This is a genomic window from Mycobacterium sp. SMC-4 (assembly GCF_025263265.1).
GTDB lineage: Bacteria > Actinomycetota > Actinomycetes > Mycobacteriales > Mycobacteriaceae > Mycobacterium.
Genome location: NZ_CP079869.1, coordinates 3,132,413 through 3,148,497, shown reverse-complemented (window position 1 = coordinate 3,148,497; position 16,085 = coordinate 3,132,413). Strand labels below are relative to the sequence as shown.

The 16,085-nt window shown below is 67.5% G+C and carries 14 protein-coding genes and 1 pseudogene; 12 read left to right on the top strand and 3 right to left on the bottom strand.

Going from position 1 to position 16,085, the window contains the following annotated elements:
* Positions 1-22: 22 nt before the first annotated feature.
* A pseudogene (locus KXD98_RS14995) lies at positions 23-751 on the bottom strand (TauD/TfdA dioxygenase family protein); the annotation flags it as partial.
* Between the two features lie 287 nt (positions 752-1,038).
* On the opposite strand from KXD98_RS14995, the gene cobN reads away from it, so the two are divergent.
* The 7 genes from cobN to KXD98_RS14960 all read left to right on the top strand — a co-directional run bounded on the left by cobN (position 1,039) and on the right by KXD98_RS14960 (position 10,271).
* Positions 1,039-4,692: a cobaltochelatase subunit CobN gene (gene cobN / locus KXD98_RS14990; protein WP_260759172.1), complete on the top strand. Its 3,654-nt coding sequence runs from the start codon at positions 1,039-1,041 to the stop codon at positions 4,690-4,692.
* A gap of 186 nt (positions 4,693-4,878) precedes the next feature.
* Positions 4,879-5,262, top strand: coding sequence for a PPOX class F420-dependent oxidoreductase (locus tag KXD98_RS14985; RefSeq protein WP_260759171.1), 384 nt, complete (start codon positions 4,879-4,881; stop codon positions 5,260-5,262).
* A gap of 7 nt (positions 5,263-5,269) precedes the next feature.
* Positions 5,270-5,662, top strand: a complete 393-nt coding sequence (locus tag KXD98_RS14980; RefSeq protein ID WP_260759170.1) for a PPOX class F420-dependent oxidoreductase — start codon at positions 5,270-5,272, stop codon at positions 5,660-5,662.
* 50 nt (positions 5,663-5,712) lie between these two features.
* Positions 5,713-6,246: an FxsA family protein gene (locus KXD98_RS14975; protein WP_260759169.1), complete on the top strand. Its 534-nt coding sequence runs from the start codon at positions 5,713-5,715 to the stop codon at positions 6,244-6,246.
* Between the two features lie 44 nt (positions 6,247-6,290).
* Positions 6,291-7,835, top strand: a complete 1,545-nt coding sequence (locus KXD98_RS14970; RefSeq protein WP_260765208.1) for an amidohydrolase — start codon at positions 6,291-6,293, stop codon at positions 7,833-7,835.
* A complete protein-coding gene (gene lnt / locus KXD98_RS14965; RefSeq protein WP_260759168.1) occupies positions 7,828-9,486 on the top strand; it encodes an apolipoprotein N-acyltransferase in 1,659 nt (552 codons plus the stop codon). The genes KXD98_RS14970 and lnt overlap by 8 nt, the downstream gene beginning before the upstream one ends.
* A complete protein-coding gene (locus KXD98_RS14960; RefSeq protein ID WP_260759167.1) occupies positions 9,483-10,271 on the top strand; it encodes a polyprenol monophosphomannose synthase in 789 nt (262 codons plus the stop codon). The genes lnt and KXD98_RS14960 overlap by 4 nt, the downstream gene beginning before the upstream one ends.
* A gap of 6 nt (positions 10,272-10,277) precedes the next feature.
* On the opposite strand, the gene KXD98_RS14955 is transcribed toward KXD98_RS14960, so the two are convergent.
* Positions 10,278-10,616 (bottom strand): RNA polymerase-binding protein RbpA, encoded by a 339-nt coding sequence (locus tag KXD98_RS14955; RefSeq protein WP_260759166.1) that lies wholly within the window; start codon positions 10,614-10,616, stop codon positions 10,278-10,280.
* Positions 10,617-10,785: 169 nt separating this feature from the next.
* On the opposite strand from KXD98_RS14955, the gene KXD98_RS14950 reads away from it, so the two are divergent.
* The 4 genes from KXD98_RS14950 (at position 10,786) to KXD98_RS14935 (ending at position 13,762) form a co-directional block, all read left to right on the top strand.
* The gene (locus KXD98_RS14950; RefSeq protein ID WP_260759165.1) at positions 10,786-11,136 is read left to right on the top strand and encodes a hypothetical protein; all 351 of its coding nucleotides are present in this window, start codon (positions 10,786-10,788) and stop codon (positions 11,134-11,136) included.
* Between the two features lie 79 nt (positions 11,137-11,215).
* Positions 11,216-12,433: an alpha/beta fold hydrolase gene (locus KXD98_RS14945; protein ID WP_260759164.1), complete on the top strand. Its 1,218-nt coding sequence runs from the start codon at positions 11,216-11,218 to the stop codon at positions 12,431-12,433.
* Positions 12,434-12,503: 70 nt separating this feature from the next.
* Positions 12,504-13,175 (top strand): hypothetical protein, encoded by a 672-nt coding sequence (locus tag KXD98_RS14940; RefSeq protein WP_260759163.1) that lies wholly within the window; start codon positions 12,504-12,506, stop codon positions 13,173-13,175.
* Positions 13,176-13,183: 8 nt separating this feature from the next.
* Positions 13,184-13,762 (top strand): hypothetical protein, encoded by a 579-nt coding sequence (locus KXD98_RS14935; protein WP_260759162.1) that lies wholly within the window; start codon positions 13,184-13,186, stop codon positions 13,760-13,762.
* A 7-nt stretch (positions 13,763-13,769) separates the two neighbouring features.
* Here the strand turns inward: KXD98_RS14935 and KXD98_RS14930 are convergent, their stop codons facing one another.
* Positions 13,770-14,459 (bottom strand): hypothetical protein, encoded by a 690-nt coding sequence (locus KXD98_RS14930; protein WP_260759161.1) that lies wholly within the window; start codon positions 14,457-14,459, stop codon positions 13,770-13,772.
* 85 nt (positions 14,460-14,544) lie between these two features.
* Between KXD98_RS14930 and KXD98_RS14925 the strand changes: the two genes are divergently transcribed.
* Entirely contained in the window at positions 14,545-16,065 is a 1,521-nt protein-coding gene (locus KXD98_RS14925) for a carboxylesterase/lipase family protein (protein WP_260759160.1), read from the top strand.
* The last annotated feature ends 20 nt before the right edge of the window (positions 16,066-16,085 follow it).

Below are 16,085 nucleotides of genomic sequence, written 5' to 3'. Positions count from 1 at the left end.
CACGGTACAAGTCCCGCCGCTGTCAACCGGCCAGCCGGACCGGGGTGACGACCTGCGAATTCGTGGAGGCGTCCCCGGCGATGACCCGGCTGGGCGCGCCGTGCACGTCGACCGGGACGTCGCCGGCCAGGGTCACCCGGTTGAGGCGCCGGAACTGGTCGTCGTAGTCGGAGACGGCGTAGTGCCGGGTGGCGCGGTTATCCCACACGGCCAGGTCGCCGAGTTCCCAGTGCCACCGGATCGTGTTCTCCAACTGCGTGATTCGCGTTTGCAGCAGCGAGAACAGTGCATTCGACTCGGTGGCGCCCAGACCGACGAACTGCTTGACGAACTGACCGAGCAGCAGCACCCGCCGGCCCGTCTCCGGGTGCACACGTATCACCGGATGCTCGGTTTCGTAGTAGTCCGAAACGAATTGGGCCCGGTACTGGCGTTCGGTGTCGGCGGCGTAGTCGTAGCGGTTGGTGTGTACCGCCCACAGGCTCTCGGCGAGCACGCGCAGCGGAGCCGGCAGCTGGTCGTAGGCGGCCTCCGTCGACGCCTACGCAGTGGTGCCGCCGTAGGGCGGCAGGGTGACGGCCCGCAGCAGCGACGCCTTCGGGATCCGGTCGACGAACGTCACGTCGGTGTGCCAGCTGTTGGCCTTGTCGTAGCGCGAGTCGATGGGCAGCACCGCGGCCCCGCGCGAGGTCACCGTCGGGTGCGCCCGGGTGGGGGTGCCCAGCGCGCGGGCGAACGCCAACTGACCCCGCAGTGACATTGGTTGTGACGAGCGCCACTTCGTTGAGCGGACAGTTCCGTCCCGCACACCATCGTCTGAAAACCCGGTACCGGCGGTACCGTCTGGCGTGTCGACCCGCGATGTCGCGGGACGCCGGAAAGGACCTCCTCATGCTGTCCGTCATCGTCATCGCCGCTGTCGTCCTCGCGCTCATCGGCTTTCTCGGGCTGCCCTACGGGCAGACCTGGTACGCCCGCTGGAACCCGCACCGCTGACGGGCGTCTGGCGGCGGCGCGTCCGTACGGTACGAATAGGGGGTGACAGAGCCCGTCGCCCCCGCTGACAACGCGCCCACCGTTCTGCTGTTGTCCACGTCGGACACTGACCTGATCACCGCCCGGGCCAGCGGCGCGCCGTATCGGTGGGCGAACCCGACGCGGTTGGTCCACGGTGAGCTCGACGAGCTTCTCTCCGGATCCGAGGTTGTGGTCATCCGAATTCTCGGTGGCTACCGCGCCTGGGAGGACGGCATCGACGCGGTGGTCGCCACCGGTATCCCGACGGTAGTGGTCAGCGGCGAGCAGGCTGCCGACGCAGACTTGATGGCGCACTCCACTACTCCAGCAGGTGTCGCGCTGCAGGCTCACATCTACCTCGCCCAGGGCGGGGTGCCCAACCTGAAGAACCTGCACGCCTTCCTTTCCGACACCGTGCTGATGACGGGGTTCGGCTTTGCCGAACCGGTCGCCACGCCCACCTGGGGACTGCTGCAGCGGCCCGCCGCCGGATCTGTTCAGCGGCCCGGGCCCACCGTCGCGGTGTTGTATTACCGCGCACAGCATCTCGCCGGCAACACCGGCTACATCGAGGCGCTGTGCGATGCGATCGAGAACGCCGGAGGCGTGCCGCTTCCGGTCTTCTGCGCATCGCTGCGCACCGCTGACGACGAGCTGCTGCGGCTGCTCGGAACCGCCGATGTGCTGATCACCACGGTGCTCGCTGCCGGCGGCGCCACCCCGGCGGCGGTCGGGGCCGGAGGAGCGGACGACACCTGGAACGTTGCCCATCTGGCCCAGTTGGACGTGCCGATTCTGCAGGGGTTGTGTCTGACCAGCTCGAGGTCGGACTGGGACAACAATGACGACGGCATGTCCCCGCTGGATGTCGCCACCCAGGTCGCGGTACCCGAATTCGACGGCCGCATCATTACTGTCCCGTTCTCGTTCAAGGAGATTGACGACGAAGGTCTGATCTCTTACATTGCCGATCCCGAGCGGTGTGCCCGAGTGGCCGGACTGGCGGTCGGCTATGGCCGGTTGCGCTCGGTTGCTCCCGCAGACAAGCGGGTGGCGCTGGTTTTCTCGGCCTATCCCACCAAACACGCGCGGATCGGCAACGCCGTGGGTCTGGACACCCCGGCCAGTGCGATTCGGCTGCTGCAGGCCATGGGTGATGCCGGCTACGACATTGGCGAGGTCCCTGGGCTGGCCTCCGGTGACCTTGGCACGATCATCGCCTCCGGCGATGGTGACGCGCTGATCCACACCCTGATCGAACGGGGCGGTCAGGACCCGGACTGGCTCACCGACAGCCAGCTGGCCGGAAACCCGATTCGCGTGTCCGCCAAGGATTACCGCGCATGGTTTGCCACCCTGCCGCAGAATCTGGCCGACGCGATCATCGAGCACTGGGGCCCGCCGCCCGGCGAACTGTTCGTCGACCGCAGCCGCGACCCGGACGGCGAGATCGTCATCGCCGCAATGGTCAGCGGAAACATCGTGATCCTCGTCCAGCCGCCGCGCGGATTCGGCGAGAATCCGGTGGCCATCTACCACGACCCCGACCTGCCGCCCAGCCATCACTACCTTGCGGCATATCGATGGCTCGGTGGTGAATTCGGAAACAGCTCCTCGACTTTCAAAGCTGATGTTGTCGTTCATCTCGGCAAGCACGGCAACCTCGAATGGCTGCCCGGCAAGACGCTGGGCATGTCGGCGTCCTGCGGAACCGATGCCGCGCTGGGGAATCTCCCGCTGATCTACCCCTTCCTGGTCAACGATCCAGGGGAGGGTTCGCAGGCCAAGCGCCGAGCCCACGCCACTTTGGTCGACCACCTCATCCCGCCGATGGCCAGGGCGGAAACCTACGGCGACATCGCGCGGCTGGAGCAGCTGCTCGACGAGCATGCGACGGTTTCGGCCCTGGACCCGGGCAAGCTGCCGGCCATCCGGCAGCAGATCTGGACGCTGATGCGAGCCGCGAAAATGGACCACGACCTCGGACTCGAGGACCGGCCCGACGAGGATTCCTTCGACGACATGCTGCTGCACGTCGACGGCTGGCTCTGTGAGATCAAGGACGTCCAGATTCGCGACGGTTTGCACATACTCGGGCTCGCTCCCCAGGGTGAGGACGAAGTCGACCTGGTGCTGGCGATTCTGCGGGCCCGTCAACTCTTCGGTGGGGAGCAGACCGTGCCCGGGCTGCGCCAGGCGCTCGGCCTGGCCGAGGATGGCACCGACGAGCGTGTCGCCGTCGACGAGGCAGAGGCTCGCGCCCGCGAGCTCGTGGTGGCGCTGCAGGACAGCGGCTGGGATTCGGCGGTGGTCGACTCGCTGACCGATGATGCCGACGTGGCCGCGATCCTGCGTTTCGCGGCGACCGAGGTGGTACCGCGGCTGGCCGGAACAGCCGCCGAGATCGACCAGATCCTGCGTGCGCTCGACGGGCGCTACATCGCGGCAGGACCGTCGGGATCCCCGCTGCGCGGACTGGTCAACGTGCTGCCCACCGGGCGCAACTTCTACTCGGTCGATCCCAAGGCCGTGCCGTCGAGACTGGCATGGGAAACCGGTGTGGCGATGGCGGATTCGCTGCTGGAGCGTTACCGCAGCGATCATGGCCGGTGGCCGGAGTCGGTCGGGTTGTCGGTGTGGGGCACCTCGGCGATGCGCACAGCCGGCGACGACATCGCCGAAGTCTTTGCGTTGCTGGGAGTTCGGCCGGTCTGGGACGACGCATCTCGACGCGTGGTGAGTCTGGAGCCGATCACGCTGGCCGAGCTGCGACGTCCACGCATCGATGTCACCGTGCGAATTTCCGGATTCTTCCGCGACGCCTTCCCGCATGTCGTGGCGCTGCTCGATGACGCCGTGCAGCTGGTGGCCGAGCTCGACGAGCCCGCCGAAGACAACTTCGTGCGCGCCCACACGTTGGCCGACCTTGCTGAGCACGGTGACCAACGGCGGGCCACCACCAGGATTTTCGGCTCCAAGCCCGGCACGTACGGCGCCGGACTGCTGCAGTTGATCGACAGCCGCAACTGGCGAGACGATGCCGATCTGGCTGCGGTCTATACGGCATGGGGCGGCTTCGCCTACGGCCGCGGTCTCGACGGCGCCCCGGCCACCGACGACATGAACCGTGCTTACCGCCGAATCGCCGTCGCCGCCAAGAACACCGACACCCGCGAGCACGACATCGCCGACTCCGACGACTACTTCCAGTATCACGGCGGCATGGTGGCCACCGTGCGCGCGCTGACCGGCAAGGATCCCGCCGCCTACATCGGCGACAACACCCGACCCGACGCAGTGCGCACCCGCACGCTGAGCGAGGAGACGACCCGGGTGTTCCGTGCGCGGGTGGTCAACCCGCGGTGGATCAACGCGATGCGCCGCCACGGCTACAAGGGGGCGTTCGAGATGGCGGCCACCGTCGACTATCTGTTCGGCTACGACGCCACTGCCGGCGTGATGGCCGACTGGATGTACGAGCAGCTCTCACAGAGCTACGTTCTGGACGACGAGAACCGCAAGTTCATGGCCGAGTCGAACCCGTGGGCGTTGCACGGCATGGCAGAGCGCCTTCTCGAGGCCGCCGGTCGCGGACTGTGGGCTGCTCCTGAACCGGCAACGCTGGACAGTCTCCGACAGGTCCTCCTCGAGACAGAGGGCGATCTGGAGGGCTGACGCCTTGTCGGGACCGGACGGAACCGTGTTCGGGGCGGTTACGTAACACAGCGGCGCAATCTCGACGGGAAATCTCCGTGAGGTTACGGAACTGGGCGGCGATCCCACGCAGGGAACGTCAACTCGGGTTCGCCAGAGCGCCGCGGCAGTCACACGCCGCCTGAACACCGACGTTAGATTGGCGGCATGACCGCTACCTTCGCCGACGTCGCACAGTCGGAGTACATCCTGCTCACCACGTTCACCAAGGACGGCCGGCCCAAGCCGACCGCGATCTGGGCGGCGCCATCCGGCGACGGACTGATCGCGATCACCCAGGAGAAATCGTGGAAGGTCAAACGTCTGCGCCATACCTCCCGGGTGACCATCGCCCGATGTGATCGGGCGGGCAAGCCCAAGGGAGAAGCGGTCGAGGCAACCGCACAGGTCCTGGACAAGGCAGCCAACGGCGCCACCTACGACGCGCTGGGCAAGCGGTACGGACTGCTCGGCAAGACCTTCAACTTCTTTTCGAAGCTTCGCGGCGGCATGGAGAAAAACGTTTCGATCGAGATCAAACCGGTCAATTAGCTCTGCCATGGCCGCTCCGACCTTCCAGGACGTCTACCGCGAGAAGTACCTGCTGCTGACCACCTTCACCAAGGACGGCAAGCCGAAGCCCACACCGGTCTGGGGCGTGCCCGAGGGCGACAAGCTGCTGATCATCACCGACGACGGTTCTTGGAAGACCAAGCGGATCAAGAACACGCCCCGCGTGACCATCCAGAAGTGCGGGGTACTCGGCAAGGTGAAAGGAGAGCCGGTCGACGCGGTGGCTCGCATGCTGCCGAAATCCGAGACGCGGCGGGTGTTCAACCTGATCATTCGCCGGTACTGGAACCACGCCTGGTACTTCATCCCGCAAGCGATGCTGCGCGGCGGTATCGACAAGGTGCACGCCGCGATCGAGGTCCAGGCGCCACCGGCCTGAGCTGGGAACCCAGCCAGGAACCCGAGGCGGCGGCCGAGCGTTAACCGACTATGGCGATGAGGCTGTTTCTGCTCTACGCGGTCGTCGAGCTGGCCGTGCTGGTCGCGCTGGCGTCGACGATCGGCTTCGGATGGACCGTGCTGTTGTTCGCCGGCACCTTTGTGATCGGTCTGGCACTGGCCGGCTCACAGCTGCGCCGTCACGTCCGTCGGTTGCGGTCGGGTCTGACCCTCAGCCAGGCGCAGGGCGCCGTCACTGACAGCGTGTTGGTCGCACTCGGTACGGTGCTCGTCGTGATCCCCGGCCTCGCCAGCTCCGTTCTGGGCGCCTTGTTGCTGCTGCCACCGACCCGTGCCGCGGCGCGCCCCCTGGTCACCGCGCTGGCGGCACGGCGCGCCCCACTGATCGTCGGCGTGAGCACGATGGGCTCGGCGGCTGCGGGCCGCCCTGGTCGAGGCGACTACATCGACGGTGAAGTAGTTGACGTCGACAGCGAGGTGATCACCGTCGACGGTGAGGTGGTCGACGTCGACCGTGACGCACCCCCACCGGGTCGGGCTGACCAGCCGCGTCTGCCGGAGTGAGCGCCACCGCGCTGCTGCTCAACGGGCGCATCCACAACCCGACCATGCCCGATGCCACGGCGATGGCCGTGCGGGACGGGATCGTGGCCTGGATCGGACGCGATGACGTGGGCCGTGACCAGTTTCCCGACGCAGAGATCATCGACCTCGACGGCGGCTTCGTCGCCCCGGCATTCGTCGACAGTCATTTCCACACCACCTCCACGGGTCTGATGCTGACCGGGCTGGACCTGCGGCCCGCGCAGTCCCGGCGGCACTGCTTGCAGATGGTCGCCGATTTCGTCGGTGCCCACCCCGAGGGCGTGCTCTGGGGTCACGGCTGGGACGAGACGGCGTGGCCGGAACGTGACGCGCCCAGCACCGCCGATCTCGATGCGCTGGTCGGCGACCGACTCGTCTATCTGACCCGGATCGACGTCCATTCGGCGGCGGCGTCGTCGGCGCTGCGGGCTCGGGCCGGGGTGACAGCGGCTGACGGCCAGGCGCCGCTGAGGGCAGACGCACATCACCGGGTCCGGCGCGCGGCTCGCGACGCGCTCACCGCCATCCAGCGTGACCACGCTCGCCGCGCCGCGCTCGATGCGGCCGCCGCGTGCGGAATCGTGGCCGTGCACGAATGTGCCGGACCGGAGATCTCCGGGCTCGACGACTGGCGAGAGCTACGGGATTTCGACCACGGAGTCGAGGTCGTCGGCTACTGGGGGGAGGCGGTGAACACCGCCGACGACGCGCGTGACCTGCTGCGGGGAACCCGGGCGCGCGGACTGGCTGGTGATCTCTTCGTCGACGGCGCACTGGGCTCGCACACGGCGTGGTTGCACGACCCCTACGCCGACGTCCCCACCGACTGCCCGAACGCGACCGGCAACAGCTATCTCGATGTCGACGCCGTCGCCGCGCATCTCGGCGCGTGTACCGAAGTCGGGGTCACCGCGGGCTTCCATGCCATCGGCGACGCGGCCGTCACAACGGTGGTGAGCGCGCTGGCGCGGGTCGCCGAACGCTGCGGCGCGGTGGCCCTGGCCCGATGCGGCCATCGCCTCGAACATCTGGAGATGGTCTCGGAGGAACAGGTCGCCCAGCTCGCCGGCTGGGGCGTGATCGCCAGCGTGCAACCCAACTTCGATGCGCTGTGGGGCGGCGAGAACGGCATGTACGCGCAGCGTCTCGGCGCGACCCGGGCCCGCGGGCTCAACCCGTTCGCGCTGCTAGCATCCCGAGGCGTGCCACTCGCACTGGGCTCCGATTCACCGGTGACCGACCTCAATCCCTGGTCTGCGATCCGCGCGGCGACCAACCATCAGAGCCCGGGCAGTGCCATCTCGGCCCGTGCGGCGTTCGCCGCAGCCACCCGTGGCGGGTGGCGGGCCGGCGGGGTGCGCGACGGGGTCAGCGGGATGTTGGTGCCGGGAGCGCCGGCCAGCTACGCGGTGTGGGACGCCGAGGAGTTCGATGTCGCCGCACCGGCCGATGCGGTGGCGCGTTGGTCGACCGATCCGCGATCTCGCGTCCCTGCGCTGCCCGCCCTGCACGGTCGCCTGCCACGCTGCCGCCAGACCGTGCGCCAAGGCGTGACGATTTATGGCTGAGCACCTCGGAAAGCGTGTCGGCCGCGCCATCGCGCACCGTTCACCCCGCCTCAGCGTCAGCATCGGAGCCGGGCTGGCCCTCTACGCCAGCTTCCCTCCGATCGGTTGGTGGTTCATGGCGATCGTGGCGGTGGCGGCCCTGAGCTGGGTGCTGACCCGCCCGAACACCACTGCAGCCGGTGGCCTGGGGTACGGATTTCTCTTCGGTCTGGCTTTCTACCTGCCACTGTTGCCGTGGATCAGCGGTTTGGTCGGGGCGGTGCCCTGGCTGGCGCTCAGCGCGGCGCAGGCCGTGTTCCCGGCCCTGTTCGGCCTGGTTGCGGTGCTGGTGCGCAGGGTTCCGGGCTGGCCGCTGTGGTTCGCGGGTCTGTGGTTGGCGCAGGAGTGGTTGAAGTCCACGGTGCCGTTCGGCGGCTTTCCGTGGGGTGCCGTCGGGTTCTCCCAGACCGACGGTCCGCTGCTGCCGTTGGCATACCTTGGCGGTGCCCCGCTGGTGTCATTCGCCACCGTGCTGGTCGGTTTCGGTCTGGCCGCCCTGACCATCGAGATCGTCGACTGGTGGCGCCGCGACCGGACCACCCGGACCGAGGCGCCCCCGGCGGTCGTGCTGCCCGGGCTGAGCATCGCGGTGGTGCTGCTTGCCACCGCGCTGGTGTGGCCTCAGGTGCGCACCTCAGGCTCGGGTGCCGGAGACGACGCACCGGTCACGGTCGCCGCAGTCCAGGGCAACGTGCCGCGACTGGGTCTGGAATTCAACGCCCAGCGGCGAGCGGTGCTCGACAACCATGTCCGTGAAACGCTGCGACTCGCCGACGATGTGAGCGCCGGACGGGCACCGCGGCCCAGACTCGTGATCTGGCCGGAGAACTCCTCGGACATCGACCCGTTGGTCAACGCCGATGCTGCCCAGCAGATCTCGAGTGCTGCAGCGGCCATCGACGCCCCGATCCTGGTCGGTGGTGTGGTCGCGGCGCCCGGTTACAGCCGAGAGAACCCGGTTTCGACGAATTCGGTGATCGTCTGGAACCCCGGCACCGGGCCGGCCGACCGCCACGACAAGCAGATCGTGCAGCCGTTCGGCGAGTACCTGCCGTGGCGCAGCCTGTTCAGCAAGCTTTCGCCCTACGCCGACCGCGCGGGGTATTTCATCCCGGGTGACGGCGACGGCGTCGTGCGCGCGGCGGGGGTGCCGGTCGGCGTCACGACCTGTTGGGAAGTCATCTTCGACCGGGCCGCCCGCGAGTCGGTGCGCAGCGGCGCGCAGCTGCTGGCGGTACCGACGAACAACGCGACGTTCGACGAGTCGATGAGCGAGCAACAGCTGACGTTCGCCAAGTTGCGCGCGGTCGAACACGACCGCTACGCCGTGGTGGCCGGCACCACCGGCATCAGCGCGATGATCACGCCCGACGGCCGCGAACTGGCCCGCACCGGGTTCTTTGAGCCGGCTTATCTCGACCACCAGCTTCGCCTCAAGACCACCCTGACACCGGCGACGCGGTTCGGGCCATATGTCGAGGCAGCTCTGATCGCCCTCGGGCTGGCCGGTGTGGTCGGCGCGATACTGCACAATGGATCAGTCGTACCGGCGAGAACGCGGGGCCGGCGAGCAATGCCCCACGACACTGCAGACAACAAAGGAGCCGCATGAGCGTCCCCGGTGGCTTGAACGGCGACCGCACATCCGCTGCGCGGCCCAGCGAACGCACTCTGGTCATCATCCCGACCTACAACGAGCGCGACAACCTGTTGACGATCGTCTCGAGGGTTCACAAAGCAGCTCCTGACGTGGACGTTCTCGTCGTCGACGACGGCAGCCCGGACGGCACCGGCGATCTCGCCGACGAGCTCGCGCTCGCCGACCCCGACCGGGTCCACGTGATGCACCGGACCTCGAAGGACGGTCTGGGTGCGGCCTACCTCGCCGGGTTCGCGTGGGGGCTGACTCGGCAGTACTCGGTGCTGGTGGAGATGGACGCAGACGGCAGCCACGCGCCCGAGCAGCTGCACCGGCTTCTCGACGAGATCGACAACGGCGCCGACCTGGTCATCGGATCCCGTTACGTCGACGGGGGAGAGGTCTGCAACTGGCCCCGGCGCCGCCTGATCCTGTCGCGCACCGCCAACGGCTACTCGCGCATCTTGCTCGGCGTCGATATCCACGACATCACTGCCGGATACCGCGCCTACCGGCGCGAAGTTCTGGAGAAGATCGACTTGTCCGCGGTGGACTCGAAGGGCTACGGATTCCAGGTCGATCTGACGTGGCGGTCGATCAATGCCGGGTTCACCGTCGTCGAGGTCCCGATCACCTTCACCGAGCGCGAGCACGGACAGTCGAAGATGGACGGCTCGACCGTCCGAGAAGCGATCGTCAAGGTCGCGCAGTGGGGGATACGCGCCCGCATCGACCGGGCGCGCGGTACCGCTCGCTGAAGCCGCTCAGCTACCGCGGCGACGGGTCTTGATGATGTCCAGCCGCTCCTTGAGCAGCTCGTCGAGTTCTTCGATGGAGCGGCGCTCCAGCAGCATGTCCCAGTGCGTGCGGGGCGGCTTGACTTTCTTGGGTTCCGGCACGTCGCCCTCGATGAGGGTGCCTTCCATGCCGTTGCGGCACAGCCAGGTGCCGGGGATTTCGGCGTCGTCGGCGAACGGGACGTCGAATTCCTCGCCGTTGTCGGTGCGGTAGCGAGCGACCTGACGCGGCGCCAAGTCGTGATTGCGATCCGTCTCGTAGCTCACCGCGCCGAGTCGGCTGCCCCTCAGTACACGATCAGCCATCGTCAACTCCTCTGCGAAAATCTGTGAAAAGCGTTTTCCCGGGCTCCGCCCCACGGCGAATCGGGTACTGACGTCCAACGCGCAGGCGCCGTCACGAGTTCCCCGAGATGACCCGACTCGACCGTCGATGATACCGGGATTGCTGTGGGCTTGGGTTTAGAGTCTGGCTGTGACGCCTCAGGCCACCCCCACCCGCACGCGAACCCGACCCCAGAATTGCCGCTGGTGTGGACGCGAAGTTGCCGACAGCGGGCTGGGTCGACGGCGCCAGTACTGCCGGCAGTCGTGTCGGCAACGCGCCTACGAGCAGCGGGCGCTGGTCAAGGGGACCTCGGTTCCCGCCGATGCGGTCGTGCTCAGTGCCGACGAAGCCGCCGTGCTGTCCGACCGCGTCTATCAGGTGCGGTGCGCCGCGGAGGACATGGTCACCGCGCTGGAGGAGGGCGCCGACCGCTCCGAATTGCGTGAGCTCTGCGACGCGGTGATGCGTGCTGCCCGAGCCGCCGACGGGTGGCGTTAGTCGACCCGCGTCGTCGACCTCCGGTCGGTACTGTTGGCCCGTATTTGCACCATTGCGCCTGCGGAAATGGGGTATATCGGTGGCCGGTCGTGCCGTCGCGGAACCGCCGGGAGGACTCTGGCGCTGGGACGACTTCGTCCTCGACGCCGCGCGTTATGAGCTGCGCCGCGCCGACACCGTGATCAAGGTCGAGCCCCAGGTGTTCGATGTGCTGATGCAGCTGGTCACTCATCACGACCGTGTGCTGACCAAAGAGGAACTCCTGGACTCGGTGTGGGGCAGCCGCTTCGTCGGCGAGGCTGCCCTGACCAGCCGGATCAAGGCCGCCCGCCGGGCGCTGGGCGACGACGGCGCCTCGCAACGCTACATTCGAACGGTTCGGGGACGTGGATACCAGTTCGTCGGACAGCTGCGGGAGTTGTCCGACGAAGCGGATCCCGAACCCGAACCGCCGATGCCGTCTCAGCACGTTGCGTTCTGCCGGGCCGAGGACGGAGTGCGGCTGGCCTACGCCGTCACCGGCAAGGGTGCCCCGCTGGTGCGTGCGGCGAACTGGATGACGCATCTGGGTTACGACATCGAGAGCCCGGTGTGGAGTCACTGGGTGCGTGATCTCTCGGCGCACCACACGTTCGTGCGCTACGACGAGCGGGGTTGCGGTCTGTCGGACTGGCATGCCCAGGACTTCACCTTCGACGACTGGGTTACCGATCTCGAATCGGTGGTCGAGGCTGTTGGATTGGAGCGCTTCGCGCTTCTGGGGGTGTCACAGGGTGGTGCGGTCGCCGTGGCCTACACTGCCCGTCACCCGGACCGGGTCAGCCGGCTGGTACTCAACGGGGCCTATGCGCAGGGTCGAGCGGTTCGAGCTCTCAGTGATGACGAAAAGCGTGCAGCGGCACTGGATCTGGAGTTGGCGAGGGTCGGTTGGGGTCGGTCGGACCCCGCCTTCCGTCGGGTTTTCGCCGCCCAATTCCTACCCGACGGCACCCGTGCGGACTGGGAGGCGTTCGACCAGTTGCAGCAGCGCACGACGTCGGCGCAGAACGCCGTGCGGTTCCTCGAAGTGTTCGCCGGTATCGATGTCCGCGATCTTGCCCGCCACGTGCGCTGCCCGACTCTGGTGCTGCATTCCCGTGACGACCACCGGGTGCCGCTGCGCTACGCCGAGGAACTGGCATCGCTGATCCCCGAGGCCAGGTTGGTCGCGTTGCCGAGCAACAACCACCTGCTGACCTCTGGGGAACCGGCGTGGCGCACCTTCTGCGACGAGGTCGAGCTGTTCCTGGGGATCTGACCTGCCGATCTTCAGGCAATCTCCACTCAATCTCCATGCGCGCCCACCCGGGTAGGTTCATGCTGCTGGCATGAGAAACAGACACCTACTGTCGGTCGCGGTCGGGGCAATCCTGGCGCTGAGCACGCTGTCCGGTTGTTCGAACCAGGCGCCGTCGGAACCTGCGACGTTCCCGCAGACCGCGCGTTACATGTCCGACGCGACAACGCCCGACGGAGCGGCCATGGCCATCGGCATCAGCGTCGAAGGCGATTCGGTGGCCGCCTATGCGTGCAACGGAACTGATGACGAGGCATGGTTTTTCGGTGACCAGAGCCAGGGTGGGATCGAGCTGACCTCGCGGATGCGCGACACGCTGGCTGCCGAACTCGACGGGACCGAGGTCACCGGGGTGGTGACGATGAACGGTGTCGAGTACCCGTTTACGGCGAGCCCTGTCTCCGGGTTGGCCGGCATGTACACCGCAGAGGCAGACGGGGTAAGGGCGTCCTGGGTGGTGCGCCCCGACGGTTCGGCCGTCGGCGTGCAGTTCAGTGGTTTCAGCCAGAGCGGCCGCGACCGCAATTTCGATCCGTTCAACCTCGACGGGCTGACCGACTTCCAGGTGCGCAACGACGTCCGCAACAAGCGCAACCTCGGTCCGGCCGGGCCGATCGAATTCCCCGACGGTCGACCCAAGTCCAGCATCAACGGCCAGACCGTCACGCCGATTCTGGTCACCGGGAGTTTCCGACTAGGCTGAATCCCCCTATGGACGGATGGTTCGAGCGCAGCCCCTTCATCGGATTCGTGCCGTGGATCATCTACTGGGTGGTGGCCGACGGGCCCAGCACCTGGATGTTCGGCGCCATGTGCGCGGTGATCGCCACGCTCATCCTCGGTGTGTCCGCGGGCTATGCCGGGGTGCGGTTGCTCGACATCGTCACCGTCGTCTTTTTCACCGCGGTGACGATCGCGGGCTTGGTGCTGGGCCATCAGGATGGCGACTGGATGGACACCTATGCCACCACACTCTCCAGCGGTGTCCTGGCCGTGATGGCGTTGGTGTCGTTGGCGTTCGAGCCGTTCACCGCGCAGTACGCGCCGCCGTCGGCGCCCCGCGAACCCAGGGAGCAGATTGCGTTCCGGCGCACCAATCAGGTGCTGACGCTGATGTGGGCGCTGGTGTTCGCACTCATCGCGGCACTGGGCTATCTTGCGGCTACGTCGCCCACCACGGTGCATCTGACCAAGGCGGTGATCCCGGTTGTGGTGCTCGTCGGTGCCGTAGGCATGACCCTGGCCTATCCGAGACATGCGCGCGACAAGGCGCTGCGGGAGGCTTCCTGAACGCCCTTTAGCAGCGGAACAGGGTCGCAGCGTCGGGTGGCGCAGGAGCCGGCTGCAGGCAACCGTATGCCGACACTCCGGCGGAATTGACCCGCACTCCGGTGCGGTGGGCGTAGTTCACGCAGATCAACCCGGCGGCATCGGCTCGGCAACGATAGTCCCCGAATGCCAGCGAGTGCCCGTCGGACAACTCGGGGCCGCTACCGTCGCCGAATGGGCCCGGGTCCGCGCGCAGCGAGCCCACCTGCACCGAGGTGCCCGGGAAGGTGATCCAGCCCGGTTTCCAGGCACCCTCGGCGCCCTCGGGTCGCGGGGGTGGATCGTCGAGTTCGAGCAGGCAGGTCAGCGCTTCGTCGGTGACGCATCGCATCGTCGCGAATGGCGAGCCCGCCGACGCGGTGAACGCGATGTCCTCGCCGAGCTGGGTGGTCACGCCGTCGCGGAACACGACATGAAAACCCGTGGGGTCGGCAGCAGTTCCGTCCTCGACCCAGCGGATGACCTCGCTGATTGAGGCATCCGCAGCTGGTATCGGCGTTTGGGCACCGGTCGGCGCGGGGGTCTGGGGTGCAGTCGTGGCCGCAGTCGGGGACGTCGCCTGAGGAGCCGACACCGTGGGCGGCTCCGGCTGGCCGCCCACCGACTGCGAACACGCCGTGCTCAAAGCACCCAGCGCGAACAGGACTGCGATGCGCATCCCGCCAGGTTAACCGGCCCACCCGGGTCAGCTGGACGGACGCGGCCGCCCGTCGAAATCCGACGGCATTCGCTACCGTCGGAGAATGCACGAACATACCGTCCGGGCGAAGATCACTTCCGGGACCGTGGAGGGGTTCACCCGCGACGGTGTCCACCGCTGGCGGGCCATTCCGTACGCCAAACCGCCGGTGGGGGTGTTGCGCTACCGCGCGCCGCAGCCGGTGCAGCCCTGGCCGGGCGTCCGGTACTGTCACGGGCTGGGCAACTGTGCCCCGCAGCAACGCATGTACACGATGCTGGCTCCGGGCAAGTATCAGCCGATGAGCGAGGACTGCCTGACGCTCAACGTCACCATGCCCGCGGGGCTGACACCCAACGACACCGACCCATCGCTGCCGGTGATGGTCTTCATTCATGGCGGCGGATACCTGCTGGGCAGTTCGGCCACACCGATCTATGACGGTGCAGCGCTGGCGCGCAAAGGATGTGTCTACGTATCGGTGAACTATCGGCTCGGCGCGCTGGGTTGTCTGGACCTGTCCTCGCTGTCGACGCCCGACATACGAATCGATGACAACCTTTTCCTGCGGGATCTGGTCCTGGCGCTGCGTTGGGTCGGCGACAACATCGCCGCGTTCGGTGGTGATCCCGACAACGTCACGATCTTCGGGGAAAGCGCTGGGGCCCATGCCGTGGCCACCCTGCTGGCCACCCCGGATGCCCACGGCCTGTTCTCCCAAGCGATTTCGCAGAGCCCCGGCAGCGGTATGAGCCGGGGGACCGACGTGGCCGCCGAGTATGCCGCCCGGTTCGCCCGGATACTGGGCGCGGACCGGGACAGCGCCGCCGAGAGGTTGCTCGCGTTGCGGCCGGCCGAGCTGGTCAATGCGCTCGACCGGCTCATCATCGAGGGACAACGCGATATGGTCGGCGCGTTCGCCATCGGCCCCACGTTCGGTACCGAATATCTGCCGCGGGAGCCGTTCGAGGCGATGCGGCACGGGTCCGCGGCCCGGGTCCCCCTGATTGTCGGAACCAACGCCGAGGAGGGCCGCCTTTTCACCCGCTTCCTGAAGTTGTTGCCGACCACCGAACGTGCCATCGAGCAGATGTTGGCCCAGGCCGATCCCGAGGTGCGCCAGCGCATTCTGGCGGCTTACCCCGATTATCCGGATCCCTCGGAGTGTGTTCGGCTCGGTGGCGACTGCATCTTCGGCTCGGCGATGTGGGAGATGGCCCGGTCGCACAGCCGACACGCGCCCACATACGTATACCGATTCGACTACGCCACCCGCGCTTTGCGTTGGGCGGGAATGGGTGCCACCCACGCGACCGAGTTGTTCGCGGTGTTCAACGTCTACCGGACAGGGTTAGGCAGACTGCTGACCGCCGGTGCCGACGCCGCGGCGGCCCGCAAGGTCACCAGGGACATGCAGACTCGCTGGCTGTCATTCGCCCAGGCCGCGGCCCCAGGACACGATTGGCCGCAGTACACCGAAGACGAACGGGCCGTGCTGATCCTGGATCGGCGCCGCCGCGTCGAATACGACCCGCACGCGCATCGGCGCCAGGCATGGGAAGGGTTCTCGCTGGCCGCGAAGTAGGTCCGGGCACCGAGTTCGGC